This window comes from Streptomyces europaeiscabiei (genome assembly GCF_001550375.1).
Taxonomy (GTDB): Bacteria; Actinomycetota; Actinomycetes; order Streptomycetales; family Streptomycetaceae; genus Streptomyces; species Streptomyces europaeiscabiei.
On the sequence record NZ_LRTR01000446.1, the window covers coordinates 1 to 12,992 of the forward strand.

Here is a 12,992-nt window from a genome sequence, read left to right on the forward strand (position 1 = left end):
TGCGCGGCGCGGTGGGGCGCTGGCTCGCGCACCGGCCGGTCGGCGGAGTGCTCACCCACCCGGTCCTGCTGCGCCACCTGCTGTGGATCGCCGTCGCCTCGGGCCGCCCCCTCCAACTCCACGCGGGCCTCGGCGAACCGGGCCTGCGCATCGACGCCACCGACCCCGTCCTGCTCACCGACTTCGCCCGCGCCACGGCGGGCCTCGGCACCGACCTGGTCCTGCTGCACGGCTACCCGTACCACCGCCACGCGGCCCACCTCGCCGGTGTCTTCCCGCACGTCTACGCCGACCTGGGCGCCGAACTCGTCCGCACCGGCGCCCGCGCCACCGCCGTACTCGCCGAGGTCCTCGAACTCGCCCCCTTCGGCAAGCTCCTCTTCTCCAGCGGCGCCCAGGGCCTGCCCGAGCTGCACGTGGTCGGGGCCCGGCTGTTCCGTGAGGCGCTGGCCCGGGTGCTGGGGACCTGGGTGGCGGAGGGCGCCTGGTCACTGGCGGACGCGCAGCGCGTGGCGGGACTGATCGCGGCGGGGAACGCACGACGGGTGTACGGGCTGGAGTGAGCCGGAGAGACTGGCGGCATGACACGCGACAAGGCGATCACCGGCTTACCCGACCTCATCGGCGACACGGCGGCGCTGCTCCGACGCTTCCTCGACGAACTCCGGGAACTCGCCCCGCTCGCCGTCTGGGCCCACGGCTCCCTCGGCGGAGGCGACTACCAGGAGGGCCGCAGCGACCTGGACCTGATCGCCGTCCTGGACGGCCCGGTCACCACCCGGACGGCCTGGCGGGCGGGGCGACTGCACGCCCGCCTGCGCGACGAGCCGCTCGCCGCCCACCTGCACTGCACCTACCTGACGCCCGGCACGGCGGACGACGCCGAGCGCAAGCACCTCACCTGGGCCCACCGACAGCTGTTCCGGCGGACGGTCACCCCGGTCACCCGGCGCGAGCTGCACACCTTCGGGCTGGTCCTGCACGGCGAGGCGCCCGAGGCCCTGCTGCCGCCGGTCTCCGACATCGAGCTGGACGCCTTCGTCGTCCGCGACCAGAAGGAGTACCGGCGTCTGCTGGCCGACCGGGCCGACCTCTGGGACCGGGACGTCTGGGTCGACCTCGGACTGCTCACCTTCGCCCGCGCCACCGCCACCCTCCGCGACGGCCGGCTGATCACCAAGCGCGAGGCCCTGGACCTGCTGCCCACCCTGGGCGCGCCCGTCGAGGTGGTCGAGGACATCGGGCGGCGCCGGTACGGGCAGCCGGCCGAGGAGGTGCCGTACCGGGGCGAGCTGACCCGGCTCTTCCTCGGCCCGGCGATCGACGACCTCGTACGGACGCACGGGTGACGCGGCGGGCGCAGGCCCGTCGCGGCCTCAGCCGTGCGCGGCGACCGGCGTCTCCGCTGCGGTGGGACCCGGCATGTCCAGCTCGTCCGCCGGTCGTTCGCGCAGGGCCAGCAGCACCCGCAGGGTGGCGATCCACACCAGGCAGGAGCCGAACATGTGGGCGCCGACCAGGACTTCGGGGAGGTCGGTGAAGTACTGGACGTAGCCGATGGCGCCCTGGGCGAGGAGGACCAGGAACAGGTCGCGGGTGCGGTCCAGCGGTCCGCGCGGGGCATCGACCGCCTTCAGGACGAACCACAGGGCGAAGGCGAGCGTCACCACGATCCAGGCCAGGACCGCGTGCAGCTTGGTGACGTTCTCCCAGTTCAGCGGGATGCGCTCGACCTTGCTGGAGTCACCGGCGTGCGGACCGGCGCCCGTGACGACCGTGCCCACCGCGATCAGCAGCAGAGTGACGCCCACCAGGACCCACACCAGCTGCTGCACCGCCTTGCCGACCAGTGGACGCGGGGCGGTGTCGGCCTCGCCGGTGCGGTGCCACATCACGGCCGCGACGGCGATGAGCGCGGTGGAGAGCATGAAGTGCGCGGCCACCGTGTACGGGTTGAGGCCGACCAGTACGACGATGCCGCCGAGCACCGCGTTGCTCATGACCACCCAGAACTGCGTCCAGCCCAGCCTGGTCAGGCTGCGCCGGTACGGCTTCTGCGAGCGCGCGGCGATGATCGCCCAGCCGACCGCCGCGCACAGCACGTACGTCAGCATGCGGTTGCCGAACTCGATGTAGCCGTGGACGCCCATCGCCCGGGTCGCGGTGAGCGAGTCGTCGGTGCACTTGGGCCAGGTCGGGCAGCCGAGGCCCGACCCGGTGAGGCGCACGGCACCACCGGTCACCACGATGGCCACCGCCATCAGGAGGGCGGCGAGGGCCGCCCGCCGGACCGTTTCGCGGTCCGGGGTCCAGCGGTCGGCGATGAAGGCGAGCGGGTTGCGCGCAGCGGAGACGAGGTCGTCGCGGGTCGGTTTCGGCACGCGCACCATGGTAGGCCCGCCGCTTGTGCACGCGTTCACGAGGGTGCGGCCGCGGCTGTGAGCTGCGGCTATTCCCAGCGGAAGAACCGGGCGGCCGCGCCCAGCCCGAGCACCGCCCACACGGCGAGGATCCCGAGGTCGCCCCACGGCATCCCGGCGCCGTGCTGGAGGACGTCCCGCAGCCCGTCCGACAGCGCCGAGATCGGCAGCAGGCCGAGCACGCTCTGCGCCGCGTCCGGGAACCGGTCCAGCGGGACGATGACGCCACCGCCCACGAGCAGCAGCAGGAAGACCAGGTTCGCCGCCGCGAGCGTCGCCTCCGCCTTCAGCGTGCCCGCCATCAGCAGACCGAGGCCCGAGAACGCGGCCGTGCCGAGGATCAGCAGGAGCAGCACGGCGAAGGGGTTCCCGTGCGGGTTCCAGCCCATCGCGAAGGCGATCACGATGAGCAGGACGACCTGGAGGATCTCCGTGACCAGCACGGACAGTGTCTTCGCGGTCATCAGGCCCCAGCGGGGGAGCGGCGAGACCGCCAGCCGCTTCAGCACGCCGTAGCGGCGTTCGAAGCCGGTGGCGATGGCCTGGCCGGTGAACGCCGTCGACATCACGGCGAGCGCGAGGACGCCGGGGGCGAGGAAGTCGACCGCCCTGCCCGCGCCCGTGTCGACGATGTCCACCGAACCGAACAGCACCAGCAGCAGGGTCGGGATGACGACCGTCAGAAGCAGCTGCTCGCCGTTGCGCAGCAGCATCCTCGTCTCCAGGGCCGCCTGCGCCGCGATCATGCGGGGGAGGGGGGCGGCGCCCGGCTTCGGCGTGTACACGCCCGTGTTCGTACGCGCGCTCATGAACGCAGCTCCTCGCCGGTCAGCTCCAGGCAGTGCCTCTCCGGGGGGCAACCCCCGGACCCCCGGCCGGTCCGTGTGTTGGCCGGAATCATGAACGCAGCTCCTTGCCGGTCAGCTCCAGGAAGACGTCCTCGAGGGTGTGCCGTTCCACCGAGATCCGGTCCGGCATCACCCCGTGCTGGGCGCACCAGGAGGCGACGGTCGCGAGGAGCTGCGGGTCGATCTTGCCGGTCACCCGGTAGACGCCGGGCGTCAGTTCGACGGCGGTCGCGTCCGCCGGGAGGGCCTTGAGCAGGGAGCCGACATCGAGGGACGGGCGGCCGGTGAAGCGCAGGGTGTTCTCGGCGCCGCCCCGGCACAGCTCCTCCGGGGGGCCCTGGGCGATGACCCTGCCGCCGTCGATGATCGCGACGTCGTCGGCGAGCTGCTCGGCCTCGTCCATGTAGTGCGTGGTGAGGATGACCGACACGCCGTCCGCGCGCAGGTCCCGGACCAGCTCCCAGGTGGCCCGGCGGGCCTGCGGGTCGAGGCCGGCGGTCGGCTCGTCGAGGAAGACCAGCTCGGGGCGGCCGACCACGGCCATCGCGAGGGCCAGCCGCTGCTGCTGGCCGCCGGAGAGCCGCCGGTAGGTCGTACGGCCGCAGCTCCCGAGCCCGAGGCGCTCGACGAGGGCGTCCACATCGAGGGGGTGGGCGTGCAGCCCGGCCACGTGGCGGAGCATCTCGTCGGCGCGGGCGCCGGAGTAGACGCCACCGGACTGGAGCATCACGCCTATCCGGGGGCGCAGCGCGGCGGCCTCGCGGACCGGGTCGAGGCCGAGGACGGACACCGAACCGGAGTCCGGCTTCCGGTAGCCCTCGCAGATCTCGATCGTGGTCGTCTTCCCCGCGCCGTTGGGGCCGAGCACGGCGGTGACGCCCGCCCCGGCCGTCAGGTCCAGGCCGTCCACCGCGGTCTTGTCGCCGTACCGTTTCACCAGGGACCGGACCTGGACCACGGGGTCACTTCGCATGGGCCCGAGTCTAGGTAGGCGGCCGGGTGCCGAGGCGGCCGGGTCCGGAGATCTCCTCCTCACGGGGGCGGTGCACCGGGAGCCAGCGCTCGGCGTACGCCACCGCGTCGGCCACCGGGAACAGACGTATGTCCGCCGCGCCGGCCTTTCCGTGGGCGACCCCGCGGTCGCGCTCGAAGTCGTACCCCAGTTCGTCGAACCGGTCCGAGTCGATCGACACCTCGGTCACCACCTCCCAGCCGTCCGGGCCGGGCCTGCCGACCTCGACCCGGGGCGAGGGGATCCGGTATTCGGCGAGGTGGAAGCTGGTGCAGGTGTCGTAGCCCGCGCCGAGCAGGAGCACGCGGGCGCCCGCCTTCTCCAACCGGGCCAGGGGGCTGCGCTCGCCGAGGCGGCAGTCGGGGGCGTGGTCCGCGAGGATCGCCGCCGCGCCCGCGCCGATCGCCGCGAACGATGTCTGCGGGTGCGCGCTGCGCAGCGCGCCCGGCCAGGTCCGCACCGTCTCGGGGATCACGCCGATCCCGCGCGTGGGCGTGGTCCGAGGGTCGTACGCGGGCATGGTCGCCCGGATCGGCTCCCACCACTCCTCGGGCACCGGCGGGTACGCCCACAACGCCGGGTCGGAGAGCTGTCCGGACTGGCTGGGGACGACCAGGGTGCCGTCCGGACCGAGTACGTCGAGCAGTGCCTCGACGACCGCGACGGCACCCCCGCAGACCCAGCCGAGAGCACTGAGCGAGGAGTGCACGAGGAGGGTCTCACCGGGCTCGACACCGGCGGCGCGCAGGTCCGCCGCCAAGCCGGCGCGAGTGACAAGTGGGCCGGTGGGAGGGGTTGTCGACATGGTGTGGCAGTCTTCCGGAGCGACCTTCACGGCGCCACCCGTTTGATCGATCAGTGATCGTTTCCGCAGGTCAGCTTAGGTATACCTAAGTGATGCACGGCACCGCCCGCCCGGCCGGCCGCCGCTTGCCCCTCTCCGAGGAATTACGCAACAATGGCGTTGTGAAAAACGTTGGCGAGGCTCCGCAGGAGGAACTCGCGACCGGGGAGCGGTCCACACGCAACCGGGTCGCGCGGTCCATCCTGTCCCACGGCCCGTCCACCGTGGCCGACCTCGCCGGGCGCCTCGGGCTCACCCAGGCGGCCGTCCGCCGTCACCTCGACGCACTGGTCGGCGACGACGTCGTGCAACCCCGTGAGCAGCGCGTCTACGGCGCGCGTACGCGCGGACGCCCGGCCAAGGTGTTCGCCCTGACGGACTGCGGGCGGGACGCCTTCGACCAGTCGTACGACAAGCTCGCCGCGGACGCGCTCCGCTGGATCGCGGACCAGGAGGGCGGGGGCCAGGCGGTCGCCGCCTTCGCCCGTGCCCGGGTCGCCGCCGAGGCCGGTGCCTACCGCACGGCCGTCGAGGCCGCGGAGCCCGATCGGAAGACCGAAGCCCTGGCCAAGGCCCTGAGTGCCGACGGGTACGCTGCAACGGCGCGCAGCGCGCCCCATCCCCACCAGGGTGAGCAGCTCTGCCAGCACCACTGCCCGGTAGCCCATGTGGCCGAGCAGTTCCCGCAGCTCTGTGAGGCCGAGACCGAGCTCTTCGCCGAACTGCTCGGTACACACGTCCAGCGGCTGGCCACCATCGCCCACGGCGACGGCGTCTGCACGACGTTCATCCCCAGAATTTCCAAGACAGCCACCGACACCGCATCTGCAAGTACCGCCGGGAGGAACCCCGCATGACGCTCCCCATCGAGGAGACTGCCCACCCCGAGCTCGAGGGTCTGGGCAACTACGAATACGGCTGGGCCGACTCCGACGTGGCCGGTGCCTCTGCCAAGCGCGGTATCAACGAGGACGTCGTCCGCGACATCTCCGCGAAGAAGAACGAGCCGGAGTGGATGACCAAGCTCCGTCTCAAGGGCCTGCGCCTCTTCGAGAAGAAGCCGATGCCGAACTGGGGCTCGGACCTCTCCGGCATCGACTTCGACAACATCAAGTACTTCGTGCGCTCCACGGAGAAGCAGGCGGAGTCCTGGGAGGACCTGCCCGAGGACATCAAGAACACGTACGACAGGCTCGGCATCCCCGAGGCGGAGAAGCAGCGCCTCGTCGCCGGTGTCGCGGCCCAGTACGAGTCCGAGGTCGTCTACCACCAGATCCGCGAGGACCTGGAGGAGCAGGGCGTCATCTTCCTGGACACCGACACGGCCCTCAAGGAGCACCCGGAGCTCTTCAAGGAGTACTTCGGGACCGTCATCCCGGTCGGCGACAACAAGTTCGCGTCGCTGAACACGGCCGTGTGGTCCGGCGGCTCCTTCATCTACGTGCCGAAGGGCGTGCACGTGGAGATCCCGCTCCAGGCCTACTTCCGCATCAACACGGAGAACATGGGCCAGTTCGAGCGGACGCTGATCATCGTCGACGAGGACGCCTACGTCCACTACGTCGAGGGTTGTACGGCCCCGATCTACAAGTCGGACTCCCTGCACTCCGCGGTCGTCGAGATCATCGTCAAGAAGGGCGCCCGCTGCCGCTACACGACCATCCAGAACTGGTCGAACAACGTCTACAACCTGGTCACCAAGCGCGCCGTGGCGTACGAGGGCGCGACCATGGAGTGGGTCGACGGCAACATCGGTTCCAAGGTCACCATGAAGTACCCGGCCGTCTACCTGATGGGCGAGCACGCCAAGGGCGAGACCCTCTCCATCGCCTTCGCGGGCGAGGGGCAGCACCAGGACGCCGGCTCCAAGATGGTCCACATGGCGCCGAACACCTCCTCCAACATCGTCTCCAAGTCGGTGGCCCGCGGTGGCGGACGTACGTCCTACCGTGGTCTCGTCGAGATCGGCGAGGGCGCCCACGGCTCCAAGTCGAACGTGCTGTGCGACGCGCTGCTCGTCGACACCATCTCCCGCTCGGACACCTACCCGTACGTCGACGTCCGTGAGGACGACGTGTCCATGGGGCACGAGGCGACGGTCTCCAAGGTCAGCGACGACCAGCTCTTCTACCTGATGAGCCGTGGCATGACCGAGTTCGAGGCGATGGCGATGATCGTGCGCGGCTTCGTCGAGCCGATCGCGAAGGAGCTGCCGATGGAGTACGCGCTGGAGCTCAACCGGCTGATCGAGCTGCAGATGGAAGGCGCGGTCGGTTAATCCCCGCCCCCTTTCGGATACAGCTAGCGAAATCTGACGAAGGAAGAGAGCAGACCGACAGCCATGGCTGAGGCTCAGAACATCCCGGTGGGTTCGACCACCGCCGGCCAGATCGCGGTGGCCGCCGAGTCGACCGTCGCCACGCGCATGAGCGCGCCCCCGTCCTTCGACGTGGCGGACTTCCCCGTGCCGCACGGCCGCGAGGAGGAGTGGCGGTTCACCCCGCTGGAGCGGCTGCGCGGGCTGCACGACGGCACCGCCGTCGCCACCGGCGACGCCGTGAAGGTCGACGTCCAGACGCCCGAGGGCGTCACCGTCGAGCTGGTCGGCCGTGACGACCCGCGCCTCGGCCGGGCCGGCATGCCGGTGGACCGTGTCGCCGCCCAGGCGTACTCGGCGTTCGAGAAGGCCGGCGTGATCACCGTCCCCAAGGAGACGGTCCTCGCCGAGCCGATCCGTATCGCCGTGCACGGCGAGGGCGGCACCGCCTTCGCCCACCAGGTCGTCGAGCTGGGCGCCTTCGCCGAGGCCGTCGTCGTCATCGACCACACCGGTGACGCCGTGCTCGCCGCCAACGTCGACTTCGTCCTGGGCGACGGCGCCAAGCTGACCGTCGTCTCCGTCCAGGACTGGGACGACAAGGCCGTGCACGTGGCCCAGCACAACGCCCTCATCGGCCGGGACGCCTCCTTCAAGTCCGTCGTGGTCACCTTCGGCGGCGACGTCGTACGACTGCACCCGCGCGTGGCCTACGCCGGCACCGGCGGCGAGGCCGAGCTCTTCGGTCTGTACTTCACGGACGCCGGCCAGCACCAGGAGCACCGCCTCCTCGTCGACCACAACGTCCCGCACTGCAAGTCGAACGCTGTCTACAAGGGCGCGCTCCAGGGCGAGGGTGCCCACGCGGTATGGATCGGCGACGTGCTCATCGAGGCCACGGCCGAGGGCACCGACACCTACGAGATGAACCGGAACCTGGTCCTCACGGACGGCGCCCGGGTCGACTCGGTGCCGAACCTGGAGATCGAGACCGGCGAGATCGTCGGTGCCGGCCACGCCTCCGCGACCGGCCGCTTCGACGACGAGCAGCTCTTCTACCTGATGGCCCGCGGTATCCCGGCCGACGAAGCCCGTCGCCTGGTGGTCCGCGGCTTCTTCGCCGAGCTGGTCCAGCAGATCGGCGTGGCCGACATCCAGGAACGCCTTCTCGTGAGGATCGACGAGGAGCTGGAGGCGTCGGTCTGATGACTGCCTCTTCGACGTACCTACGCGCCTGCGGGCTGAGCGAGCTGGAGGAGGACACCCCGAAGCGGGTGGAACTCGACGGCACGCCGGTCTCGGTCGTGCAGACCGAGGGCGAGGTGTTCGCCATCCACGACCTCTGCTCGCACGCGAACGTCTCGCTCTCCGAGGGCGAGGTGGAGGACTGTCAGATCGAGTGCTGGCTGCACGGCTCCGCGTTCGACCTCAGAACCGGCAAGCCGTCCGGCCTTCCCGCGACGCGCCCCGTCCCCGTTTACCCCGTAAAGATCGAAGGGGACGACGTGCTCGTCTCCCTCACCCAGGAGTCCTGAGGAACCCATGGCAACGCTTGAAATCCACGACCTGCACGTCACCGTCGAGGCCGACAACGCCACGAAGGAGATCCTCAAGGGCGTCGACCTCACCGTGAAGCAGGGCGAGACGCACGCCATCATGGGCCCGAACGGCTCCGGCAAGTCGACCCTCGCCTACTCCCTCGCGGGTCACCCGAAGTACACGATCACCGGCGGCACCGTCACCCTCGACGGCGAGGACGTCCTGGAGATGTCCGTCGACGAGCGCGCCCGCGCCGGCCTGTTCCTCGCCATGCAGTACCCGGTCGAGGTCCCCGGTGTCTCCGTCTCCAACTTCCTGCGCACCTCCGCCACCGCGATCCGCGGCGAGGCCCCCAAGCTCCGCCTGTGGGTCAAGGAGGTCAAGGAGGCCATGCAGCGCCTCAACATGGACCCCGCCTTCGCCGAGCGCAACGTGAACGAGGGCTTCTCCGGCGGTGAGAAGAAGCGCCACGAGATCCTCCAGCTCGAACTGCTCCGTCCGAAGGTCGCGATCCTCGACGAGACGGACTCCGGTCTGGACGTCGACGCGCTGCGCATCGTGTCGGAGGGCGTGAACCGCGTCCGTGAGACCGGTGAGGTCGGCACCCTGCTGATCACCCACTACACGCGCATCCTGCGCTACATCAAGCCCGACCACGTGCACGTGTTCGCAAACGGCCGTATCGCCGAGTCCGGCGGCCCGGAGCTCGCCGACCAGCTCGAGGCCGAGGGCTACGACAAGTACGTGAAGGGTGGCGCATCCGCGTGACACAGCTGCCGGGCCTCCTCGACACCGAGGCGATCCGCAAGGACTTCCCCATCCTGGACCGCCAGGTCCACGACGGTAAGAAGCTCGTGTACCTGGACAACGCGGCGACCTCGCAGAAGCCGCGCCAGGTGCTGGACGCCCTGAGCGAGTACTACGAGCGCTACAACGCCAACGTCCACCGCGGTGTGCATGTGCTCGCCGAGGAGGCCACGGCGCTGTACGAGGGAGCGCGCGACAAGGCTGCCGCGTTCATCAACGCGCCCAGCCGCGACGAGGTGATCTTCACCAAGAACGCCTCCGAGTCGCTGAACCTCGTGGCGAACATGCTCGGCTGGGCCGACGAGCCCTACCGGGTGGACGCCGAGACCGAGATCGTCATCACGGAGATGGAGCACCACTCCAACATCGTGCCGTGGCAGCTGCTCTCGCAGCGCACGGGCGCGAAGCTGAAGTGGTTCGGGCTGACCGACGACGGCCGCCTCGACCTCTCCAACATCGAAGAGGTCATCACCGAGAAGACGAAGATCGTCTCCTTCGTCCTGGTCTCCAACATCCTCGGTACGGTCAACCCCGTCGAGGCGATAGTGCGCCGGGCGCAGGAGGTCGGCGCACTGGTCTGCATCGACGCCTCGCAGGCCGCGCCGCACATGCCGCTGGACGTACAGGCCCTCCAGGCCGACTTCGTGGCCTTCACCGGCCACAAGATGTGCGGTCCGACGGGCATCGGCGTGCTCTGGGGCCGCCAGGAGCTCCTGGAGGACCTGCCTCCGTTCCTCGGCGGCGGCGAGATGATCGAGACGGTCTCGATGCACTCGTCGACGTACGCCCCCGCCCCGCACAAGTTCGAGGCGGGCACCCCGCCGATCGCGCAGGCGGTCGGCCTGGGAGCGGCGATCGACTACCTGAACTCGATCGGCATGGACAAGATCCTCGCCCACGAGCACGCGATCACCGAGTACGCGGTGAAGCGGCTGACGGAGGTCCCGGGCCTCAGGATCATCGGCCCCCCGACGGCCGAGGACCGGGGCGCGGCGATCTCCTTCACGCTCGGCGACATCCACCCGCACGACGTGGGCCAGGTCCTCGACGAGCAGGGCATCGCGGTCAGGGTCGGCCACCACTGCGCCCGCCCCGTCTGTCTGCGCTATGGAATTCCCGCGACCACCCGAGCGTCGTTCTATCTGTACTCCACCCCGGCCGAGGTCGACGCCCTGGTCGAAGGCCTGGAGCACGTACGGAACTTCTTCGGCTGAGGGGACGAGCGATCGCATGAAGCTGGATTCGATGTACCAGGAAGTCATCCTGGACCACTACAAGCACCCGCACGGGCGGGGCTTGCGGGACGGTGACGCCGAGGTGCACCACGTGAACCCCACGTGCGGCGACGAGATCACCCTGAGAGTGAAGTACGACGGCACGACCGTGCGGGACGTCTCGTACGAGGGCCAGGGCTGTTCGATCAGCCAGGCGTCGGCCTCCGTACTGAACGACCTCCTCGTCGGCAAGGACCTCGCGGACGCGCGGAGGATCCAGGAGACCTTCCTGGAGCTGATGCAGTCCAAGGGGAAGATCGAGCCGGACGACGCGATGGAGGAGGTGCTGGAGGACGCGGTCGCGTTCGCCGGTGTCTCCAAGTACCCCGCCCGGGTCAAGTGCGCCCTCCTCAGCTGGATGGCGTGGAAGGACGCGACGGCCCAGGCGCTGGGCGCCGACGCCGACGTCGAAAGGAAGACGGCATGAGCGAGACCCTGGAGATGAAGCCGGCCTCCGAGGAGGAGGTCCGCGAGGCCCTGTACGACGTCGTCGACCCCGAGCTGGGCATCGACGTCGTCAACCTCGGCCTGATCTACGGCATCCACATCGACGACGCGAACATCGCGACGATCGACATGACCCTGACCTCCGCGGCCTGCCCGCTGACGGACGTCATCGAGGACCAGGCGAAGTCCGCCACGGACGGCATCGTCAACGAGCTGCGCATCAACTGGGTCTGGATGCCCCCGTGGGGCCCCGACAAGATCACCGACGACGGCCGCGAGCAGCTCAGGGCGCTCGGGTTCAACGTCTGAGATCCACCGGACATGGGTGTGGCCCCTGGCGCGTTCGCCAGGGGCCACACCCATGTCCGCGGTACGGGTGACCCGTCAGGAGAAACCCTTCTGACCGGTCCGGTCAGGAGAAACCCTTCACCAGGCTGAACGTGGCGTCCGCGTAGAAGTATCCGTTGTTCTCGGCGCGCTCCAGGCGGAGCTGGAAGTTGCGGTGCCGGACGAAGTGGCCGGGGTAGTTCACCGATTCCAGCAGGACCGAGCCCGAATAGCCGGAGCGGGGGCAGAAGGTGGCGTCCTTCATGAAGAGCTGGGAGCCGTCGTTGCCGGCCGCGCGGAGCACGAAGTTCTGGTGGCGCACGTAACGGCCGTCCGCCATGCGGAACGAGTAGCAGGAGGAGTTCGCGAGGCCGGAGACGACCTTGAAGGAGGAGTCCTCCTTGGTCTCGCCGCCGCTGCCGGAACTCACCTGGTCCAGATAGAGCGCACCGTCGCGCAGGTGCCAGTAGCGGTCCGGGTAGGTGGCGGACCGTACGGACTTGCGCGTGGTGGTGGAGGAGGACGGCGGCTTCTTCGTGGGGGTCTTCGACGGTTTGGACGTCGGTTCGGCGCCGCCCTGCTGGTTCTTCGACGAGTCGGAGTCCTCCTTGTCCCCGGAGGCGGAGCCCTTGCCCTTCCCGTCGTTCTTCGAGTCGCCCTCGGAGCCCTGCGGTTCCGACAGGCCGCTCTTGTCGTCCGGTGCCGAGGTCGCGAGGGGCGACTCGGGCGGGAGGGAGACGGCCGGGAGGACCCGGTCGTCGGCGGCGGTGGTGCGCCCGTTCTTCTCTGACGAGTCGTCAGGCTTTGAGTTCTGCAGGGTGATCGCGGTCACGCAGGAGGAGACCACGGCGAGGGCGAGGGCACCGGCCAGCCAAAGGCGGCGCGTGCCCGGTATGCGGGTGTCGTTCGGGGCGACGCCCGTCTCCCACACCTTCGCGGATCTGAGCACCGGAAGGCTCAGCGGGGTCTGGTCCGGATCGGGTCCGGGCTTTGTCGGCGGCATGCGCGGTTCCCTCGGCGTCGCCACAGGCGGACGCAAAATCGTCATGCGGATCAGGGAGGGTGTTACGTGTCACCGATGTGTGAAAACCCTGGCGGTCGTCACGCATCCGGGAGATTGACCGTTGAAACAGTAGTTCACCAAGTGGTGCCCGGGG

Annotated in this window: 15 protein-coding genes; 10 read left to right on the forward strand and 5 right to left on the reverse strand. The window is 69.8% G+C overall.

Translation table 11 applies throughout. The features are described from left to right. Both AWZ10_RS21530 and AWZ10_RS21535 read left to right on the forward strand, forming a co-directional pair. A partial coding sequence (locus AWZ10_RS21530; RefSeq protein ID WP_159058316.1) for an amidohydrolase family protein occupies positions 1 to 563 on the forward strand: 563 nt, incomplete at its 5' end. 18 nt (positions 564 to 581) lie between these two features. Continuing rightward, positions 582 to 1,349 carry a nucleotidyltransferase domain-containing protein gene (locus AWZ10_RS21535; protein ID WP_046704508.1) on the forward strand — a complete coding sequence of 256 codons (768 nt, stop codon included), beginning with the start codon at positions 582 to 584 and terminating at the stop codon, positions 1,347 to 1,349. Positions 1,350 to 1,376: 27 nt separating this feature from the next. Here AWZ10_RS21535 and AWZ10_RS21540 read toward each other — a convergent pair whose 3' ends face one another. From AWZ10_RS21540 to AWZ10_RS21555, 4 genes are all read right to left on the reverse strand, one after another. After that, a complete protein-coding gene (locus AWZ10_RS21540; RefSeq protein WP_046704507.1) occupies positions 1,377 to 2,390 on the reverse strand; it encodes a COX15/CtaA family protein in 1,014 nt (337 codons plus the stop codon). A 59-nt stretch (positions 2,391 to 2,449) separates the two neighbouring features. Then, positions 2,450 to 3,229 carry an ABC transporter permease gene (locus AWZ10_RS21545; protein WP_060891840.1) on the reverse strand — a complete coding sequence of 260 codons (780 nt, stop codon included), beginning with the start codon at positions 3,227 to 3,229 and terminating at the stop codon, positions 2,450 to 2,452. A gap of 88 nt (positions 3,230 to 3,317) precedes the next feature. After that, on the reverse strand, positions 3,318 to 4,241 hold the full coding sequence (locus tag AWZ10_RS21550; protein WP_046704505.1) for an ABC transporter ATP-binding protein: 924 nt from the start codon (positions 4,239 to 4,241) through the stop codon (positions 3,318 to 3,320). Positions 4,242 to 4,251: 10 nt separating this feature from the next. Next, entirely contained in the window at positions 4,252 to 5,085 is an 834-nt protein-coding gene (locus tag AWZ10_RS21555) for an AAC(3) family N-acetyltransferase (protein ID WP_046704520.1), read from the reverse strand. Positions 5,086 to 5,246: 161 nt separating this feature from the next. Here AWZ10_RS21555 and AWZ10_RS21560 point away from each other — a divergent pair, with 161 nt between their 5' ends. The 8 genes from AWZ10_RS21560 (at position 5,247) to AWZ10_RS21595 (ending at position 11,817) form a co-directional block, all read left to right on the forward strand. Then, positions 5,247 to 5,981, forward strand: coding sequence for a helix-turn-helix transcriptional regulator (locus tag AWZ10_RS21560; protein ID WP_046704504.1), 735 nt, complete (start codon positions 5,247 to 5,249; stop codon positions 5,979 to 5,981). Beyond that, positions 5,978 to 7,402 carry a Fe-S cluster assembly protein SufB gene (sufB, locus tag AWZ10_RS21565; RefSeq protein WP_046704503.1) on the forward strand — a complete coding sequence of 475 codons (1,425 nt, stop codon included), beginning with the start codon at positions 5,978 to 5,980 and terminating at the stop codon, positions 7,400 to 7,402. Before AWZ10_RS21560 ends, sufB begins: the two co-directional genes overlap by 4 nt. 63 nt (positions 7,403 to 7,465) lie before the next feature. Further along, positions 7,466 to 8,647, forward strand: a complete 1,182-nt coding sequence (sufD, locus tag AWZ10_RS21570) for a Fe-S cluster assembly protein SufD (RefSeq protein WP_060891841.1) — start codon at positions 7,466 to 7,468, stop codon at positions 8,645 to 8,647. Next, complete coding sequence (locus AWZ10_RS21575) at positions 8,647 to 8,976, forward strand: non-heme iron oxygenase ferredoxin subunit (RefSeq protein WP_046704501.1); 330 nt, start codon at positions 8,647 to 8,649, stop codon at positions 8,974 to 8,976. Before sufD ends, AWZ10_RS21575 begins: the two co-directional genes overlap by 1 nt. 7 nt (positions 8,977 to 8,983) lie before the next feature. After that, positions 8,984 to 9,748 (forward strand): Fe-S cluster assembly ATPase SufC, encoded by a 765-nt coding sequence (sufC, locus tag AWZ10_RS21580; RefSeq protein ID WP_037691488.1) that lies wholly within the window; start codon positions 8,984 to 8,986, stop codon positions 9,746 to 9,748. Beyond that, positions 9,745 to 11,001, forward strand: coding sequence for a cysteine desulfurase (locus AWZ10_RS21585; RefSeq protein ID WP_046704500.1), 1,257 nt, complete (start codon positions 9,745 to 9,747; stop codon positions 10,999 to 11,001). Before sufC ends, AWZ10_RS21585 begins: the two co-directional genes overlap by 4 nt. Before the next feature lie 16 nt (positions 11,002 to 11,017). Then, positions 11,018 to 11,488 (forward strand): Fe-S cluster assembly sulfur transfer protein SufU, encoded by a 471-nt coding sequence (gene sufU / locus AWZ10_RS21590; RefSeq protein ID WP_046704499.1) that lies wholly within the window; start codon positions 11,018 to 11,020, stop codon positions 11,486 to 11,488. Then, positions 11,485 to 11,817, forward strand: coding sequence for a metal-sulfur cluster assembly factor (locus AWZ10_RS21595; protein WP_005477879.1), 333 nt, complete (start codon positions 11,485 to 11,487; stop codon positions 11,815 to 11,817). Before sufU ends, AWZ10_RS21595 begins: the two co-directional genes overlap by 4 nt. 103 nt (positions 11,818 to 11,920) lie before the next feature. Here the strand turns inward: AWZ10_RS21595 and AWZ10_RS21600 are convergent, their stop codons facing one another. Next, complete coding sequence (locus AWZ10_RS21600) at positions 11,921 to 12,838, reverse strand: AbfB domain-containing protein (RefSeq protein WP_240439485.1); 918 nt, start codon at positions 12,836 to 12,838, stop codon at positions 11,921 to 11,923. Between the last annotated feature and the right edge of the window lie 154 nt (positions 12,839 to 12,992).

Bases quoted from the DNA above. Each gene is read 5' to 3' on its own strand.
- AWZ10_RS21595 (WP_005477879.1), top strand. From the start codon at position 11,485: ATGAGCGAGACCCTGGAGATGAAGCCGGCCTCCGAGGAGGAGGTCCGC.
- sufD (WP_060891841.1), top strand. From the start codon at position 7,466: ATGGCTGAGGCTCAGAACATCCCGGTGGGTTCGACCACCGCCGGCCAG.
- AWZ10_RS21575 (WP_046704501.1), top strand. From the start codon at position 8,647: ATGACTGCCTCTTCGACGTACCTACGCGCCTGCGGGCTGAGCGAGCTG.
- sufC (WP_037691488.1), top strand. From the start codon at position 8,984: ATGGCAACGCTTGAAATCCACGACCTGCACGTCACCGTCGAGGCCGAC.
- sufB (WP_046704503.1), top strand. From the start codon at position 5,978: ATGACGCTCCCCATCGAGGAGACTGCCCACCCCGAGCTCGAGGGTCTG.
- AWZ10_RS21535 (WP_046704508.1), top strand. From the start codon at position 582: ATGACACGCGACAAGGCGATCACCGGCTTACCCGACCTCATCGGCGAC.
- AWZ10_RS21600 (WP_240439485.1), bottom strand. From the start codon at position 12,838: ATGCCGCCGACAAAGCCCGGACCCGATCCGGACCAGACCCCGCTGAGC.
- AWZ10_RS21550 (WP_046704505.1), bottom strand. From the start codon at position 4,241: ATGCGAAGTGACCCCGTGGTCCAGGTCCGGTCCCTGGTGAAACGGTAC.
- AWZ10_RS21540 (WP_046704507.1), bottom strand. From the start codon at position 2,390: ATGGTGCGCGTGCCGAAACCGACCCGCGACGACCTCGTCTCCGCTGCG.
- AWZ10_RS21545 (WP_060891840.1), bottom strand. From the start codon at position 3,229: ATGAGCGCGCGTACGAACACGGGCGTGTACACGCCGAAGCCGGGCGCC.
- AWZ10_RS21555 (WP_046704520.1), bottom strand. From the start codon at position 5,085: ATGTCGACAACCCCTCCCACCGGCCCACTTGTCACTCGCGCCGGCTTG.
- sufU (WP_046704499.1), top strand. From the start codon at position 11,018: ATGAAGCTGGATTCGATGTACCAGGAAGTCATCCTGGACCACTACAAG.